General features: G+C 67.0%; 15 protein-coding genes. 2 read left to right on the top strand and 13 right to left on the bottom strand.

The window, feature by feature from the left end; genetic code table 11:
- Window positions 1-14 precede the first annotated feature (14 nt).
- The 12 genes from DU478_RS18070 to DU478_RS18020 all read right to left on the bottom strand — a co-directional run bounded on the left by DU478_RS18070 (window position 15) and on the right by DU478_RS18020 (window position 8,912).
- On the bottom strand, window positions 15-740 hold the full coding sequence (locus DU478_RS18070; protein ID WP_114512369.1) for a transporter substrate-binding domain-containing protein: 726 nt from the start codon (window positions 738-740) through the stop codon (window positions 15-17).
- A 37-nt stretch (window positions 741-777) separates the two neighbouring features.
- On the bottom strand, window positions 778-1,551 hold the full coding sequence (locus DU478_RS18065; protein ID WP_114512368.1) for an ABC transporter ATP-binding protein: 774 nt from the start codon (window positions 1,549-1,551) through the stop codon (window positions 778-780).
- A gap of 114 nt (window positions 1,552-1,665) precedes the next feature.
- Window positions 1,666-2,427, bottom strand: coding sequence for a phosphate/phosphite/phosphonate ABC transporter substrate-binding protein (locus DU478_RS18060; protein ID WP_114512367.1), 762 nt, complete (start codon window positions 2,425-2,427; stop codon window positions 1,666-1,668).
- Window positions 2,424-2,864: a tellurite resistance TerB family protein gene (locus tag DU478_RS18055; protein ID WP_114512366.1), complete on the bottom strand. Its 441-nt coding sequence runs from the start codon at window positions 2,862-2,864 to the stop codon at window positions 2,424-2,426. Before DU478_RS18055 ends, DU478_RS18060 begins: the two co-directional genes overlap by 4 nt.
- A 44-nt stretch (window positions 2,865-2,908) precedes the next feature.
- Window positions 2,909-3,355: a tellurite resistance TerB family protein gene (locus DU478_RS18050; protein ID WP_114512365.1), complete on the bottom strand. Its 447-nt coding sequence runs from the start codon at window positions 3,353-3,355 to the stop codon at window positions 2,909-2,911.
- Window positions 3,356-3,396: 41 nt separating this feature from the next.
- Window positions 3,397-3,975: a hypothetical protein gene (locus DU478_RS18045; protein ID WP_233501408.1), complete on the bottom strand. Its 579-nt coding sequence runs from the start codon at window positions 3,973-3,975 to the stop codon at window positions 3,397-3,399.
- A 111-nt stretch (window positions 3,976-4,086) separates the two neighbouring features.
- A complete protein-coding gene (locus tag DU478_RS18040; RefSeq protein WP_114512416.1) occupies window positions 4,087-4,866 on the bottom strand; it encodes a 23S rRNA (adenine(2030)-N(6))-methyltransferase RlmJ in 780 nt (259 codons plus the stop codon).
- Between the two features lie 585 nt (window positions 4,867-5,451).
- Window positions 5,452-5,556 (bottom strand): DUF4238 domain-containing protein, encoded by a 105-nt coding sequence (locus tag DU478_RS23735; protein ID WP_407703172.1) that lies wholly within the window; start codon window positions 5,554-5,556, stop codon window positions 5,452-5,454.
- Window positions 5,549-7,192 (bottom strand): CTP synthase, encoded by a 1,644-nt coding sequence (locus tag DU478_RS18035; RefSeq protein ID WP_114512363.1) that lies wholly within the window; start codon window positions 7,190-7,192, stop codon window positions 5,549-5,551. Before DU478_RS18035 ends, DU478_RS23735 begins: the two co-directional genes overlap by 8 nt.
- Window positions 7,193-7,408: 216 nt before the next feature.
- On the bottom strand, window positions 7,409-7,792 hold the full coding sequence (gene secG, locus DU478_RS18030; RefSeq protein WP_114512362.1) for a preprotein translocase subunit SecG: 384 nt from the start codon (window positions 7,790-7,792) through the stop codon (window positions 7,409-7,411).
- Window positions 7,793-7,914: 122 nt separating this feature from the next.
- Entirely contained in the window at window positions 7,915-8,424 is a 510-nt protein-coding gene (locus DU478_RS18025) for a hypothetical protein (protein ID WP_114512361.1), read from the bottom strand.
- A gap of 92 nt (window positions 8,425-8,516) precedes the next feature.
- Window positions 8,517-8,912, bottom strand: a complete 396-nt coding sequence (locus tag DU478_RS18020; protein WP_114512360.1) for a DUF6524 family protein — start codon at window positions 8,910-8,912, stop codon at window positions 8,517-8,519.
- 146 nt (window positions 8,913-9,058) lie between these two features.
- Between DU478_RS18020 and DU478_RS18015 the strand changes: the two genes are divergently transcribed.
- Together DU478_RS18015 and DU478_RS18010 are read left to right on the top strand one after the other, a co-directional pair.
- Window positions 9,059-10,354, top strand: coding sequence for an adenylosuccinate synthase (locus tag DU478_RS18015; protein WP_114512359.1), 1,296 nt, complete (start codon window positions 9,059-9,061; stop codon window positions 10,352-10,354).
- Between the two features lie 14 nt (window positions 10,355-10,368).
- Window positions 10,369-10,590, top strand: a complete 222-nt coding sequence (locus DU478_RS18010) for a DUF2842 domain-containing protein (protein ID WP_114512358.1) — start codon at window positions 10,369-10,371, stop codon at window positions 10,588-10,590.
- 297 nt (window positions 10,591-10,887) lie between these two features.
- Here the strand turns inward: DU478_RS18010 and DU478_RS18005 are convergent, their stop codons facing one another.
- Complete coding sequence (locus DU478_RS18005; RefSeq protein WP_114512357.1) at window positions 10,888-13,545, bottom strand: hypothetical protein; 2,658 nt, start codon at window positions 13,543-13,545, stop codon at window positions 10,888-10,890.
- Between the last annotated feature and the right edge of the window lie 103 nt (window positions 13,546-13,648).

The raw sequence follows: 13,648 nt of genomic DNA, 5'->3' as shown, positions 1-13,648 counted from the left end.
CCGCCGATGTGCGATCAGAAGGTGGCCGAAGCGGGCAGCCACTTCTCGATCAGGGCGTTCAGCGACCCGTCTGCCTTCATCTCGTCGATGGCGGCCGAGAACTTCTCTTTCAGCTCGGTGTCGCTTTCGCGCACGCCCATGCCGATGCCGCCGCCCAGGAGCACGTCTTCCCCGACCAGCGCCAGGTCGGCGGAATCGGCGGCGATGGGTTCGAGGAAGGCCTTGTCGGCCAGCACCGCGTCGGCCTCGCCGCCGCGCACCGCCGCGATGGTTTCGTCGGGCGTTGCGAATTCCAGCAGCGTGGCGCCCGAAGAGGCGATGTGGCTGGCCTGGATCGTCCCGGCCTGGGCCGCGATCACGCCGCCTTCAAAGTCGACCTCGGCGCCGTCCATGGCCAGATAGGCCGACGGATCGGGCTGGGTGTAGGCCGAGGTGAAGTCGATCACCTCGTCGCGCTCGTCTGTGATCGACATGCCGGCGATGATGACGTCGTAGTTGCCCGACACGAGGTTGGGAATGATGCTGTCCCACTCGTTGGTGACCCATTCGCAGGTCAGTTCCGCGCGGGCGCAAAGCTCGTCGCCCAGTTCGCGTTCAAAGCCGTCGACCTCGCCCGCGTCGTTGATGAAGTTGTACGGAGGATAGGCGCCTTCGGTGCCCAGCCGCACGACCGAGCCCTGCGCGAGGGCCATGCTGGCGGACATCGCGAGTGCCGCGGTGCCGAGAAGGATCTTTTTCATTGTCGTCTCCCTGAGTGGTTCTTGAGTGGTTGTCGAATTATCCGTGCGTGGATTTCAGGAACCCGCGCAAGCGTTCGGATTTCGGAGCGCCGAAAAGCGTTTCTGGCGGGCCTTCCTCTTCGATCAGGCCCTGGTGCAGGAACACGACATGGCTGCTGACGTCATGTGCCATCTTCATGTCGTGGGTCACGATCAGCATGGTGCGGCCCTCGGCGGCGAGGTCCTTGATCACCTTGACCACTTCCTGCTCGAGCTCGGGATCGAGCGCCGAGGTCGGTTCGTCGAAGAGGATCGCCTCGGGTTCCATGCAGAGCGCCCGGGCGATGGCGGCGCGCTGCTGCTGGCCGCCCGACAGCTGCGCGGGGAAATTGTCGGCCTTGTCGCCGATTCCGACCTTTTCGAGGTAGCCGCGCGCGGCCTCCTCGACCGATTTCGGATCGCGTCCCAGCACCGTCACCGGCGCCTCCATCACGTTCTGCAGGATGGTGAGGTGGGACCAGAGGTTGAACTGTTGGAAAACCATGCTGAGGTTGGTGCGGATGCGCAGTACCTGCTTGGCATCGCCGGGGCGGCGGGCCATGCCGCTGCCCTTCCAGGCCACCGGTTCGCCCTTGAACAGGATCTCGCCCTGCTGGCTGTCCTCCAGCAGGTTGGCGCAGCGCAGCAGCGTCGACTTGCCCGACCCCGATGATCCGATCAGCGACACCACCGACCCGCGTGCGGCGGTGATGTCGACGCCTTTCAGCACCTCGAGGGCACCGTATTGCTTGTGCAGATTGCGGATGGCGATGACGGGCGGTGTGTCAGTCACGAGAGCCTGGCGCGGTTGAAATCGGTCATGCCGCCTAGCATGGAGCGAAAGAATTCCGATTTGCAACGCTCAAATCGCCGTCGTGGCGTCGGAACCGTGCCGGGTGACGAAAGGTCAATCGCTTTCGGCCGGTTCCGGCGGCAGCGGCAGCGCGGTGTACCGCTCTGCGGACAGGGCGACGATGCCGCGCAGGTCTAGCGTCGCGCGATGCTCGGGCGCCAGTGCCGCGAAGGCGGCGGCGGGGTCGGGGCGGTGTCCGGAATGCCGGCCCGCGGCGGTGATGTAGGGCAGGCCGGGGGTGGGTTCGGTATGCTCCGCCTCGCGCAGGCCCGCAGTCCAATCGTCCCAGCGGCGCATCATCCGCCACGTCTGCGCATCGAGTGCCGCGATATCGGCGGCGCCGTCCAGCACCGCCCGGGCCGAGGCACGATGCGCGCCGGTGACGTGATGTGTGCAGAAATGCACGCCCCTGGCCTGCGCATGGGCAAAGGGCGCGGCCCAGCCGGATTGACTGTCGAAACCGTTCAGCGCCAGCGTCATTACCGGCCAGTCGTCGGGACCGCGCGGATCGTCCCGGCGCATCACCAGTACCGAATTGTAATGACCGGGCGGGCATCCCGGCAGCCCGAAATCGGGCGTGCCGCAGAGCACGACCTGCGGATGCAGATACTTGCGGAAGGGCAGGCCGCAGGTCTGCGAAAAGATCAGCGCGGGGTCGCGCCAATGCGCCATCGCGTCTGTCGGGACCCGCAGGCGGTCGGGCAGCGCATCCAGGCCGGGGGCGCGTATTGCGAGGTCCGACCGGATCGCCCGCCAGAAGGCCGCGTTGGCTTCTCGCGTCTCGGGCCGATCGTACATCGGCAGGCTGACGGTCACCCGGCGGGGTCCACCCGCTGCCGGGCCATCGCGGAATCCCGGTCGGTGATGCCCAGCAGGTTGGCCACCAGCCGCAGCAGCGAATCCTCTTCGGCCTCGCGCCGCCCGTCGGCCAGCACGACCTGCCACAGCGCCTCGATCACCGCGATGCGGTCCTCGTAGGCCACCGCGTCCTTGATGGCGCGGGTAAAGCGCACGGTGTCCGGCGCCTGCGCCTCGAGCTCTTCGGCGTCGCTGCGCAGGGCGGTTGCGTCGTCCGGGCTGAGGCCGTAGCGTGTCTCGGCGATGCGCGCGATGCGCTGGCGTTCGGTCAGATCGTAGCTGCCATCGGACCGCGCGACACGGACCAGAAGCGCCGTCAGGGCCAGACGCGCATCGGAATCGGGCAGTTGCTCGGGCTCGGGCGCCGTCAGCTTCTTAAGGAAATCAGCAAACATGGGTCGGATATAGTCCGTTTTGGGGCCAGCGCAATTCGCGCGCGTCAGCGTTTCGCTTCGGCCGCGCGGCGGGCGGCATCGGAATCGGCGCGGCTGACACCGAGGCGGGTTTCGATCAGGTGAATCATCTCGGCCTCGCGGTCGTCGGTCATGTGATCCGACAGCGCGACGGACCACAGCGCCGCGACCGCGTCCAGCCGGTGCGCGTAATCGACGCTGTCATGCACGATCTGCGCCAGGTCCACGTCCTTGGGCAGTCGCCGCGCGGTATCTTCGCAGCGGGCGCGCATCTTGGCCGCCTCGAGCGGGCGCAGGTCGAAGGCGCGGGCCAAAACGCGGTCGATCTCTTCGACCTCTTCGAACAGGTAGGCGCGGTCGACCATCGCCAGCCGGACCAGCAGAATTCCCAGCGCCATGCGCGCGTCCGGCGTCGCCAGAGGCTCTTTCGGCGGCGTGTCGCGGTGGAGGCGGGCCATCAGGCGTTCGAACATGGCTGGGTCCGGGTCGGTCACGGGGCGGGATCGGCGCGGCGTCAGGCGCCCAGAAGCGCCTCCAGCGCGAACCGAAGGTTGTCCATGCCTATACCCTCGGGATCGGCGTTTTCAAGCAGAATGCCCGCGATATCCGCCTGTTGTCCCTGCCGCAGGAAGCTGACTTGGGCCTCGCCCAGGCCGTTGATCTCGATGCCGTGCAGAAGCGCGCCGTCGCGGGTGTAAAAGCGGATCGTGGCCGTTCCGCCCTCACCGCCGCGGATGTCGAGCGCCAGCGCCGCCTGACCTTCGTCGAAGAGCACGGCGATGCTGCCCTCGCCGATGGCCTCTGTCCGCGGGAACAGCGCCGGGCCGTGGCCGTGCAGGATGGTCGTGCCATAAAGCAGCATGGTCCCGAGGTTGCCGCGGTCGGGGCCGGGAACAATGCGCAGCGGGGCGTCGGGCGGGCCGGTGAAGCGGTCGTAGCTGCCGCTCTCGCCCCGGATCATGCCTGCGAAATGTTCTCCGAACCGGGCGCCGTCGGCGGTGACGATGCCGCTCAGGTCGCGGCCGATGCCCATGCTGGTGGGCAGCGTGTCGAAGGTGATCACCCGCGACAGGCTCAGGCTGTCGTTCGGCACGAGGCAGACCGGCGCCTCGCAGGCGAGGGCGGGACATGCAGTGACAAGCAGGGGGAGGCACCAGCGCATGCGGCGCAGGATACACCGCTTTGCCCCGCTGCGCGCGGGATTTTACGCGCGCCGGTCGAAGAGTTGCGCGATCCGTTTGGCCTCCGTTTCGAGGCCATAGGGCGGATTGACCACGAAAAGCCCTGATCCGATCATCCGGTGTCCCGGCCTGATCGGCGCGAACCGCACCTCGTGGCGCAGCGCGTCCGGAAAGGTGTCGGCCAGCCGGTCCAGCATCCCGGCATGGCTCTGGGACGTGAGGATCGGATACCAGAGCACAAGGACGCCGACGTTCCACTTGGCGTGAAGCTGCGCCAGCACCTTGGGCAGGACGTCGTAATCGGCCTTGATCTCGTAGCTGGGGTCGATCAGCAGCAGCCCCCGGCGCGGCGTCGGCGGGCAGAGGCTCTGCGCCAGCGCCAGCCCGTCCTGCCGGTGGACATGCGCGCCGCTGTGCTGCATCGCCTGCGACAGGGCGGCGTGCTCGCCGGGGTGCAGTTCGGCCAGGTGCAGGCTGTCTGCGGGCCGCAGCAAGGTCTGCGCGATCAGCGGAGAGCCGGGGTAGGCGTCGGGCCCGTGGTCCTTCGTGATCTGGTGCAGGGCGGTGATGTAGGGGTGATCTGCGGCAAAGGCCGCCCGTAATGTCGCGATCCCCGCCGCTGCCTCTCCGGTCTTCTGCGCCTCGGCGGCGGAGAGATCATAGAGCCCGCGCCCGGCATGGGTCTCGATATAGCTGAGCGGTTTGTCCTTCTGCGTGAGATAGGCCAGCATCCACGCCAGCAGGCTGTGCTTGTGCACATCCGCGAGGTTTCCGGCGTGGTAGAGATGTTGGTAGGACAGCATGGAGCGGGCAATAACGTTGCCGATCAGAACACGCAACGCTGATGCAAGGCCCCGCGCGGGTTCAAGGCCGCCTGCCGCCGGCGCGCGAGCGGTCGTTCATGGGAACGCCATTGCTCCGAGTGACAATGGACGGCGTTGCCCCTTCGCACCCAAGGTGCGCCGAGGAGTCTTGGCTCGCCTGTGGCGAGACAGTTGGCGCTTGTTTGCTGCAGGAAACGGTCGAGCGTTGAACCCCGCGCGGAAACAAGGCCGCTTGCGGCCGCCGCGCGAGCGCCTGCCCGCCCCACCGGGCTGGCGCTTTGGCGGGGCTTGGTGCGCAGCCGGGGCGGCGTGCGGATGTGGCGGGGATAAAGTGTTGTAGCGGAGAGGGTGATGCGCCATCCCGCGGGCAGGCTATTATGCAAAAGAAGAAATTTTCATAAATGCTTAAATCGCTCTAGGTATTCAGTCCCGGCATCTGGTGGATCGGGTTGACGATCTTTTCTTCGATTTGCTGCGCAAGTGAGTCCGGGAAGCCCCGCAACTCGTATGCTCTATCCTTCCAAGCAGTCTGTGCTGGATAAACTCGCTTCGGAACAACTTTTTTTAAGGTATTGAAAATTCAAATAAATTGCCATCCAATCCACACCAAGATCGCAAGTAAAATTGTGGAATATAGTGATGCTTGCGCGGTGGGTTTTTCTTAGACAAGTCTACTAACTTCCTTCGCCGCCCGCACGAAATCCTTGAACAGCGGATGCGGATCGAACGGTTTCGACTTCAGCTCCGGGTGGAACTGCACGCCGATGAACCACGGGTGGTCCTTCCATTCGACGATCTCGGGCAGCTTGCCGTCCGGCGACATGCCGGTGAAACAGAGACCCGCCTTTTCCAGCGCGTCGCGGTACTGGATGTCGACCTCGTAGCGGTGGCGGTGGCGTTCGTCGATGGCCGTCGCGCCGTAGACCTCCGCGACCTTCGACCCCGCGGTCAGCACCGCATCATAGGCGCCCAGCCGCATCGTGCCGCCCTTGTCGTCGGCCACCGAGCGGTTGACCTTCTCGTTGCCCTGCACCCATTCCTTGAGGTGATAAACCACCGGCTCGAACCGTTTTTTCCCGGCCTCGTGATCGAATTCCTCGGACCCGGCGGTCTTGACCCCGGCGACGTTGCGCGCCGCCTCGATCACCGCCATCTGCATGCCGAGGCAGATGCCGAGGTAGGGCACCTTGTGTTCGCGGGCGTATTGCGCGGCCTTGATCTTGCCTTCCGTCCCGCGCTCTCCGAACCCGCCGGGCACGAGGATCGCGTGGAAGCCCTGAAGGTAGGGGGCGGGGTCCTCGGCATCGAAGATCTCGGCATCGACCCACTGGATATTGACCTTGACGCGGTTGGCCATGCCGCCGTGGGTCAGCGCCTCGGCGATGGACTTGTAGGCGTCTTCCAGCTGCGTGTACTTGCCGACGATGGCGACGTTGACCTCGCCCTCGGGGTTGTAGATGCGGTCGGCCACGTCTTCCCAGCGGTCGAGCACGGGGCGCGGGGCAGGCGTGATCTGGAAGGCGTCGAGCACGGCCTGGTCCAGCCCCTCGCGGTGATAGGCCAGCGGCGCCTCGTAAATCGACTTGAGGTCCTGCGCGGCGATCACCGCGTCGGGGCGCACGTTGCAGAAGAGCGCCAGCTTCTCGCGCTCCTTGGCCGGGATCGGCCCTTCGGACCGGCAGACGAGGATATCGGGCGCGATGCCGATGCTGCGCAACTCCTTGACCGAGTGCTGCGTCGGCTTGGTCTTGAGCTCGCCACTGGCCTTGATCCAGGGCAGCAGCGTCAGGTGCATGAAGATGCACTGGCCGCGTGGCTTGTCCTGCGAAAACTGGCGGATCGCCTCGAAGAAGGGCAGGCCCTCGATATCGCCCACGGTGCCGCCGATCTCACACAGCATGAAATCGACCTCGTCCTCGCCGATAGCGATGAAATCCTTGATCTCGTTGGTGACGTGGGGAATGACCTGGATCGTCTTGCCGAGGTAGTCGCCGCGGCGCTCCTTTTCCAGCACGTTGGAATAGATGCGGCCCGAGGAGATCGAGTCGGTCTTGCGCGCGCTGACGCCGGTGAAGCGTTCGTAATGCCCGAGGTCGAGGTCGGTCTCGGCGCCGTCATCGGTGACGAAGACCTCGCCATGCTCGAAGGGGCTCATCGTGCCGGGATCGACGTTGAGATAGGGGTCGAGCTTTCGCAGCCGGACGGAAAAGCCGCGTGCCTGCAGCAGGGCGCCCAGGGCGGCCGAGGCCAAGCCCTTGCCAAGCGAAGAGACCACACCGCCGGTGATGAAGATGAAACGTGCCATGTGGCGGAATCCCCGTGCCTGAAGGTCTGTCAGAAGCTGTCACCCGCGGCATGAAAACCGCAGCATCACGGGATTTAAGGTATAGAGGATTCGCACGTGTCTGTCCAGCCGACCGCAAGATGCTGTTGCGGATGCGACGCGCGCCTCAAGCTATGGTGGTGTCTGCGCGGCCCGGGGAAGCTGGCCCGGGAGCGCGCAAGGTCGAAGGCGCCTGCGTCAGTCGGCGCGTGGCACCAGCGGCGCGTCGGCATCGCCCGAGCCCGAGCCCGAGGGCGGCGGCAGCAGCCCGTCCGCCGGCAGTCCTGGCACGGCCGGATCGGCGCTGTCCTCGACCGGGGCGGAGCCGCCGAGACGGTCCATGATCGAGCTGCCCGAAGCATTGGCCGCGGCAAAGATCGTCAGGGTCAGAGAGGTGCAGATGAAGGCGATGGCCAGCACCCAGGTCAGCTTGCCCAGCGGCGTCGCCGCGGAGCGGCCCGCCATGGCGCCGCTCCCGCCCCCGCCCATGCCGAGCCCGCCGCCCTCGGAGCGCTGCAGCAGCACGACGCCGATCAGGGACAGCGCGAGAAGAAGGTGGATGATAAGGACGACGTTTTCCATGGACGGGATGACCTGCGCTCTTGTTCGCGGGGTATCTATGCAAATCCGGTGCGTCCCGCAACCCGCCTTCTGCACTGCGGGATGGGTACGCAGGTGACGCGCGCCAGCCGTCGCCCCCGCCTCTACGCCCCTTTGTCGGGCGCGGGCGGCGGGTTGCCGATCCGCCAGGTACCGGGCGTGCGGCGCCAGAGCAAGAGGTTCGCCGCGATCCAAAGCGCCAGCGGGGCAAGGCAGGCGACGAAAAGTTCCGGATACAGGATGTAGAAGAGGTTCGTCAGGTCGCCTTTATACTGCAGCGTGATCCGCACGAAACCATAGGCTTCTTTCAGCGCATCAAAGAGCGGGATCGCCAGCGCCAGACCGGCCACGACGCGCAAGGTCAGCGACAGGTCCCGCCGCCAGCCCGGGGCGGCCCGCTGCCGTGGTCGGGTCAAAAGCGCCGCCCCGAGTAGCCCGAAAAACAGCCCCAGAACCAGCAGGCTGCGCCACTTAAAGAGTGTGATGCCAACGGCCCAGCCGAAGCCGTTGACGTCATTCCAGAACGTCGCGTAGTTGGCCAGGAAGCGCTGCGCGAATATGACCAGGAAGGCCGTCCCTAGGCCGCTCAGGCCCCATCCAGCAAGTCTGTTCATAGCGCAAGCTCCGTCTCGTGTCGGCTTGTTCGAAGGATAGGTCGGCAAATTGCGTCAAATGCGGCGCTGGCAGGGAAAGGTTGTGGACAGCGTCATTCGTCCACGTCGTCCACATCCGCCTGGCCGGACAGCTTGCGGCGGATGATGCTCCAGCTCAGGCCGATGCCCAGCACCAGCGACAGCGCGACGATGCCGATCCATTGCGTCAGCGCGCGATTCGTCAGATCCAGCAGGCCGTAGTCGATCAGCACCCAGATCAGCGCCGCCACCACGGCGAGGATCAGGACCATCCCCAGCGCCCCGATCGACCGCAGCGTCGCACGCAGGTAAATGATGTAGCCGATCGCCAGCAGCAGCCCCAGCAGCACCATCAGCGGCAGCTGGTCCGGGTAGGTCTGGCGCACCCAGCGCACATAGTTCAGATCGGTCGGGTTGTAGGTCGCCGTCACCAGAACCAGCGCGCAGACCCAGCGCAGCAGAAATCCCATGCCGCTCTCCTTTGTCCTCTGTCGCGCCAAATGACCCGAGCCGGGCCGCGCTGTCCAGTGCCGGCGCAAATTCGTGGTTTCACTGGCCGCGCCGCTCCGATAAGCAATGCACGGTTTGAAACCGGAATGCGAAAAGGTCGGATGACATGGCAAACGTGGTGGTCGTGGGCGCGCAATGGGGCGACGAGGGCAAGGGCAAGATCGTCGACTGGCTCAGCGAGCGGGCGGATGTGATCGCGCGCTTCCAGGGCGGGCACAATGCCGGCCACACGCTGGTGATCGACGGCAAGGTCTACAAGCTCAACGCGCTGCCCTCGGGCGTGGTGCGCGGCGGCAAGCTCAGCGTCATCGGCAATGGCGTGGTGCTGGACCCCTGGCACCTGGTCAAGGAGATTGCGCAGATCCGCGAGCAGGGGGTCGAGATCACCCCCGACACGCTGATGGTCGCCGAAAACACGCCGCTGATCCTGCCGATCCACGGCGAGCTCGACCGCGCCCGCGAAGAGGCCGCGAGCAAGGGGACCAAGATCGGCACGACGGGGCGCGGCATCGGCCCGGCCTACGAGGACAAGGTCGGCCGCCGGTCGGTGCGGGTGGCGGACCTTGCCGATGCCGCCACGCTCGAGGCGCGGGTGGACCGCGCGCTGCAGCACCACGACCCGCTGCGCCGCGGGCTGGGCATCGATCCGGTCGACCGCGACGCGCTGATCGCCGCCCTGACCGAGATCGCGCCGCAGGTCCTGCCCTTCGCGGCGCCGGTCTGGAAGGTGCTGAACGAACAGCGCAAGGCCGGGAGGCGCATCCTCTTCGAAGGCGCGCAAGGGGCGCTGCTGGACATCGACTTCGGCACCTATCCCTTCGTTACCTCTTCCAACGTGATCGCCGGGCAGGCGGCAACCGGTGTCGGCCTCGGCCCCGGCGCGATCGACTACGTGCTGGGCATCGTCAAGGCCTACACCACCCGCGTCGGCGAAGGCCCGTTCCCGAGCGAACTGCACGATGACGACGGCCAGCGGCTGGGCGAACGCGGTCGCGAATTCGGCACCGTGACCGGGCGCAAGCGCCGCTGCGGCTGGTTCGATGCCGCCCTGGTGCGCCAGACCTGCGCCACATCGGGCGTGAACGGCATTGCGCTGACGAAACTCGACGTGCTCGACGGCTTCGAGACGCTGAAGATCTGCGTCGGCTACGACCTCGACGGCACCCGCATGGACTACCTGCCCACCGCCGCCGACCAGCAGGCGCGTTGCACGCCGATCTACGAAGAGATGCCGGGCTGGGCGCAATCGACCGAAAGCGCGCGCAGCTGGGCCGACCTGCCAGCGGAGGCGATCAAATATGTGCGCCGGGTCGAGGAGTTGATCGGCTGCCCGGTGGCGCTACTCTCCACCTCACCCGAGCGCGAAGACACGATCCTGGTGACCGACCCCTTCGCCGACTGAAGACCGGAGACCGCATGGCCCTGCGCTACAGAACCCGCCGCCGCCTCGCGGCCCTGATCCTGCTTGTGGGGCTGCCGCTCTACATCGTCGTGGCGGTGTCGGTGGTGGCGCTCTTCGACCGCCCGCCGCTCCTGCTCGAACTGGCGGTCTACGTCGTGCTGGGCGTGCTCTGGGCGCTGCCGTTCAAATACATCTTCCTCGGCGTCGGTCAGTCGAAGCCCGAGGACGAGGCCTGACCGCGGCATCATTCCGGCGAGCCTTTCCGACAAGCACCATCGCCGGTGCGACCTATCGGCTTTTACGGCAAAGGCCGGTCCGAAGCACATGGTCCGTAAGCCAACCCGCCGCGCCAGCCGGCAAATCTGACGGCAGATCCGCAGGGCAAGGCCCGCCCGCGGCTTCATCTTGCCGATAAACCTCCAGAGAGCACGAGAGACAGCGTCTCTCGTTTGCCGCAGGCAACCGGAACCGCCCGGACAAGAAAAAACGGCGGACCCGGAGGCCCGCCGCTTTGCGTCTTCCGATCGCCTGTCTCAGCCCGCGGCGCGTTTGCCGGGCTTGAAGCTGATCCGGTCGGAGGCGGTGAAGCGCCCGCCGTGGGTCTTCTCGATCTTGCCCTCGCGCAGCAGCTGGCCGAAGCTGCGCAGCCGGTCCTCGCGGCTCGATTCCGACAGTTCCGCCTGCCGCACCTTGGTCATCAGCTGCGGGCGCGAGAACTGGTCGCGGCCCTCGACAAAGGACATGTAGGCGGCGGCGGCTTCCAGCAATTCGGGCAGCTCTGTTGCCCCCATGCTTTCGGCGAATTCGACGAAACCGGCGTCCGGCTCGCCCTTGGCGCCGGCCTCCGGCTCTTCGCTGCGGATCACGCGGCGCGGGCGCACCGGGGCGGGGGCAGCCTGCTGGACGGCCTCGGCGGCATCGACACGCTGCTCGGCCACCAGCTTGAGCGGCGCCGGCTTGACCTGCGGCCGTTCCGACCGGGGCTCTGCCTCGGCCGCGTCGGGGCGGCGCGGACGCACCGCGTTGGCCAGATCGGCGCGGTAGGGCTCGGTCTCCTTCTCGGGGTCCTTGCGGCGGCTCAGGATCCGGTCGGCGCGCGTGGCGGCGACGGCGGCACGCAGATGCGCGATGGCCGAGCGGCGGCGGTTGCCTTCGGGTTCCTCGAGCTGGGTATTGGTCTCGTCGAGGATGCGCGACACCGACGTGTCGTCCTCTTCGATCCGGTTCTCGGTCAGCATGACGCGGGCCGGGCTGGACATCTTGACCGCCTTGCGCGCGCCCTCGCGGGCCATGGCCTCGATCGCCTCGTCGACGTCGTCGCGCTCGTGCGAGCCGGAGGCCTCGTCGTCCTCGTCCTCGTCGTCGAAGGCCCGGTCGAGATCGTCCTCGTCGTCCCAGTCCTCGTCCGTAAGGTTGTCCTGCGACGCCGCGTCGCGGGCCGCGGTCAGGATCGACGCCTCGTCCCGGACGTCTTCGACATCCTCCTCGAGATCGTCTTCGGGCTGGGTCAGCACGGGTGCCGGGGCGCGGCGCAGCGGTTCGGTCACCGGCGGCGCGTCGCGGCGCAGGCGCAGACCAGTGTTGCTGCGCGGGGCGGGGGCCGTTTCGGCGGCGGGCGCATCCTCGAATTCGGCGCCGGCGGCCTCTTCGGCGTCGTCCGCGTCGTCCCAGTCGTCCTCGTCGTCCCAGGCGTCGTCCAGTTCGGCTTCGACTTCGGCCAGTTCCCGGGCCAGGTCCGCCTCTTCCTCGTCCGACAGGCTGGAGCGCGGCGCGACCTCGTCCTCTGCCACCTCTTCGAGCCGGCCGGAGGCCACCGCGGCCTCGAAATCGGCGCGCTTGACCTTGAGCACGCGGGCCCGCGGGCCGGCAGCCGGCGTTGCGGCCTGCATGTCCTCGGCCTCGTCGTCTTCGGCGGCCGCGTCACGCGCCTCTTCGGCGCTCTCGTCTTCCGCTTCGGACATCACGTCCTCCGCGTCGTCTTCAGCCTCCGCATCGGAGAGCGCGTCGTCGAACGCCTCTGCGCTGTTGTCCTCTGCGATTTGCTCACCATCCGACAGGACCGGCGCGGGGGTGTCGTCCTCCGTCTCGGCAGGGGTGTCGTCCTGCGACGCCACGAAGGCAGAGATCGTGTCGGCAAAGAGGTTGTCCTCGAGCGCCGCCTCGGCGATCGCGTCATCGGCGAAGGGTTCCTCGGACACCGGCGCGTCAAAGACCGTCTCTTCGGGGTCGGCCTCGTCGGAAACGGGTGCCGCGGCAGGGAGTCCTGTCGGCGCAGCATCGGCGCTGTCCGTTTCGGACAGGAAGAAATCGGCGTGCTGGTCTTCGGAATAGGCCGCGGCGGGGGTGCCGCTGGCCGATACCACGTCGCGGATGCGCTGCAGCTTTGCCGCCACGCTGTTGGGGTCGGAGGCGGGCGCGACGGGCGCGCTTTGCGCCGGGTCGATAACCTCGGGAAGGTCGTCTTCGAAATCCTCCCAGGCTTCCGCTTCGACGCTGTTGTCCTCCGCGTCGGCCAATCTGGCTTCGGCTTCCGCGGCTTCGGCCATGGCGCGCTGTGCGGCGAGGGCGAGCGCCATCGGGTCGGCGCGGGTTTCGGATGCCGCCCCTTCGGCGGCGGCGACTGCGGCTTGCACGGGAACACGCGACTCAGCGGGTGCCTCGGCTTGTGCAGGGGCGTCGGTTTTCGCGGGCGATTCGGCCTTCGCGGGGGCGTCCGTTTCGGCGGCGGTCGGCGCCGTCATGGCCTGCGGCGTCTCGGTCTCCGCGTCGTCCTGCGGCGCGGGGACTGCGGCGGAGGCAGGTTGCGGGGCCGGTGCGACCTCTGCGGCGGGGGCCTTGCTTTGAGCCGGTGCAGGCGCGGGGGCCGCTGCCGGGACCGGCGCAGACTGGTCGGCCGCGGCTCGGTCGGGCGCGGTCTGGGCGGCGGCAGGGCCGCTCAGTGACGGACGCAGCACGTACTGGCCGTTCTCCATACGGGCTTCGACCCGGCGCGCGATCTCGCGTTCGGCGATGCGGGCCAGCATCTCTGCATCCGGGGTCGGCGGTTCCGCCCCGAAGTACCGGTCGTCCTGCGCCAGATCGCGGAAATATTCTGCGATCGCCTTCATGGTATCGAAGGACTCGTCGAATCCCTCCAGGGTGCAGGAGAAGGTCCCGTATGATACCGTGAGAATCTTGCTCGAACTCACCATGTGCTGCTCACTTTCACATATTTTGCAACAGTGTGTTTAGCCGTGGCCCCTGACGAAAGCTGACCGAATCTGTGCCGTTAAGCGTATCATTTCATGACCAGAT

It is taken from the genome of Thalassococcus profundi (assembly GCF_003344785.1).
GTDB lineage: Bacteria > Pseudomonadota > Alphaproteobacteria > Rhodobacterales > Rhodobacteraceae > Puniceibacterium > Puniceibacterium profundi.
The sequence above is the reverse complement of the archived record's forward strand: the minus strand, read 5'-3'. Positions and strand labels throughout refer to the sequence as shown.

Bases quoted from the DNA above. Each gene is read 5' to 3' on its own strand.
- secG (WP_114512362.1), bottom strand. From the start codon at position 7,792: ATGGAAAACGTCGTCCTTATCATCCACCTTCTTCTCGCGCTGTCCCTG.
- DU478_RS18070 (WP_114512369.1), bottom strand. From the start codon at position 740: ATGAAAAAGATCCTTCTCGGCACCGCGGCACTCGCGATGTCCGCCAGC.
- DU478_RS18025 (WP_114512361.1), bottom strand. From the start codon at position 8,424: ATGAACAGACTTGCTGGATGGGGCCTGAGCGGCCTAGGGACGGCCTTC.
- DU478_RS18055 (WP_114512366.1), bottom strand. From the start codon at position 2,864: ATGTTTGCTGATTTCCTTAAGAAGCTGACGGCGCCCGAGCCCGAGCAA.
- DU478_RS18005 (WP_114512357.1), bottom strand. From the start codon at position 13,545: ATGGTGAGTTCGAGCAAGATTCTCACGGTATCATACGGGACCTTCTCC.
- DU478_RS18040 (WP_114512416.1), bottom strand. From the start codon at position 4,866: ATGCTGTCCTACCAACATCTCTACCACGCCGGAAACCTCGCGGATGTG.
- DU478_RS18020 (WP_114512360.1), bottom strand. From the start codon at position 8,912: ATGGGATTTCTGCTGCGCTGGGTCTGCGCGCTGGTTCTGGTGACGGCG.
- DU478_RS18015 (WP_114512359.1), top strand. From the start codon at position 9,059: ATGGCAAACGTGGTGGTCGTGGGCGCGCAATGGGGCGACGAGGGCAAG.
- DU478_RS18035 (WP_114512363.1), bottom strand. From the start codon at position 7,192: ATGGCACGTTTCATCTTCATCACCGGCGGTGTGGTCTCTTCGCTTGGC.
- DU478_RS18010 (WP_114512358.1), top strand. From the start codon at position 10,369: ATGGCCCTGCGCTACAGAACCCGCCGCCGCCTCGCGGCCCTGATCCTG.
- DU478_RS18050 (WP_114512365.1), bottom strand. From the start codon at position 3,355: ATGTTCGAACGCCTGATGGCCCGCCTCCACCGCGACACGCCGCCGAAA.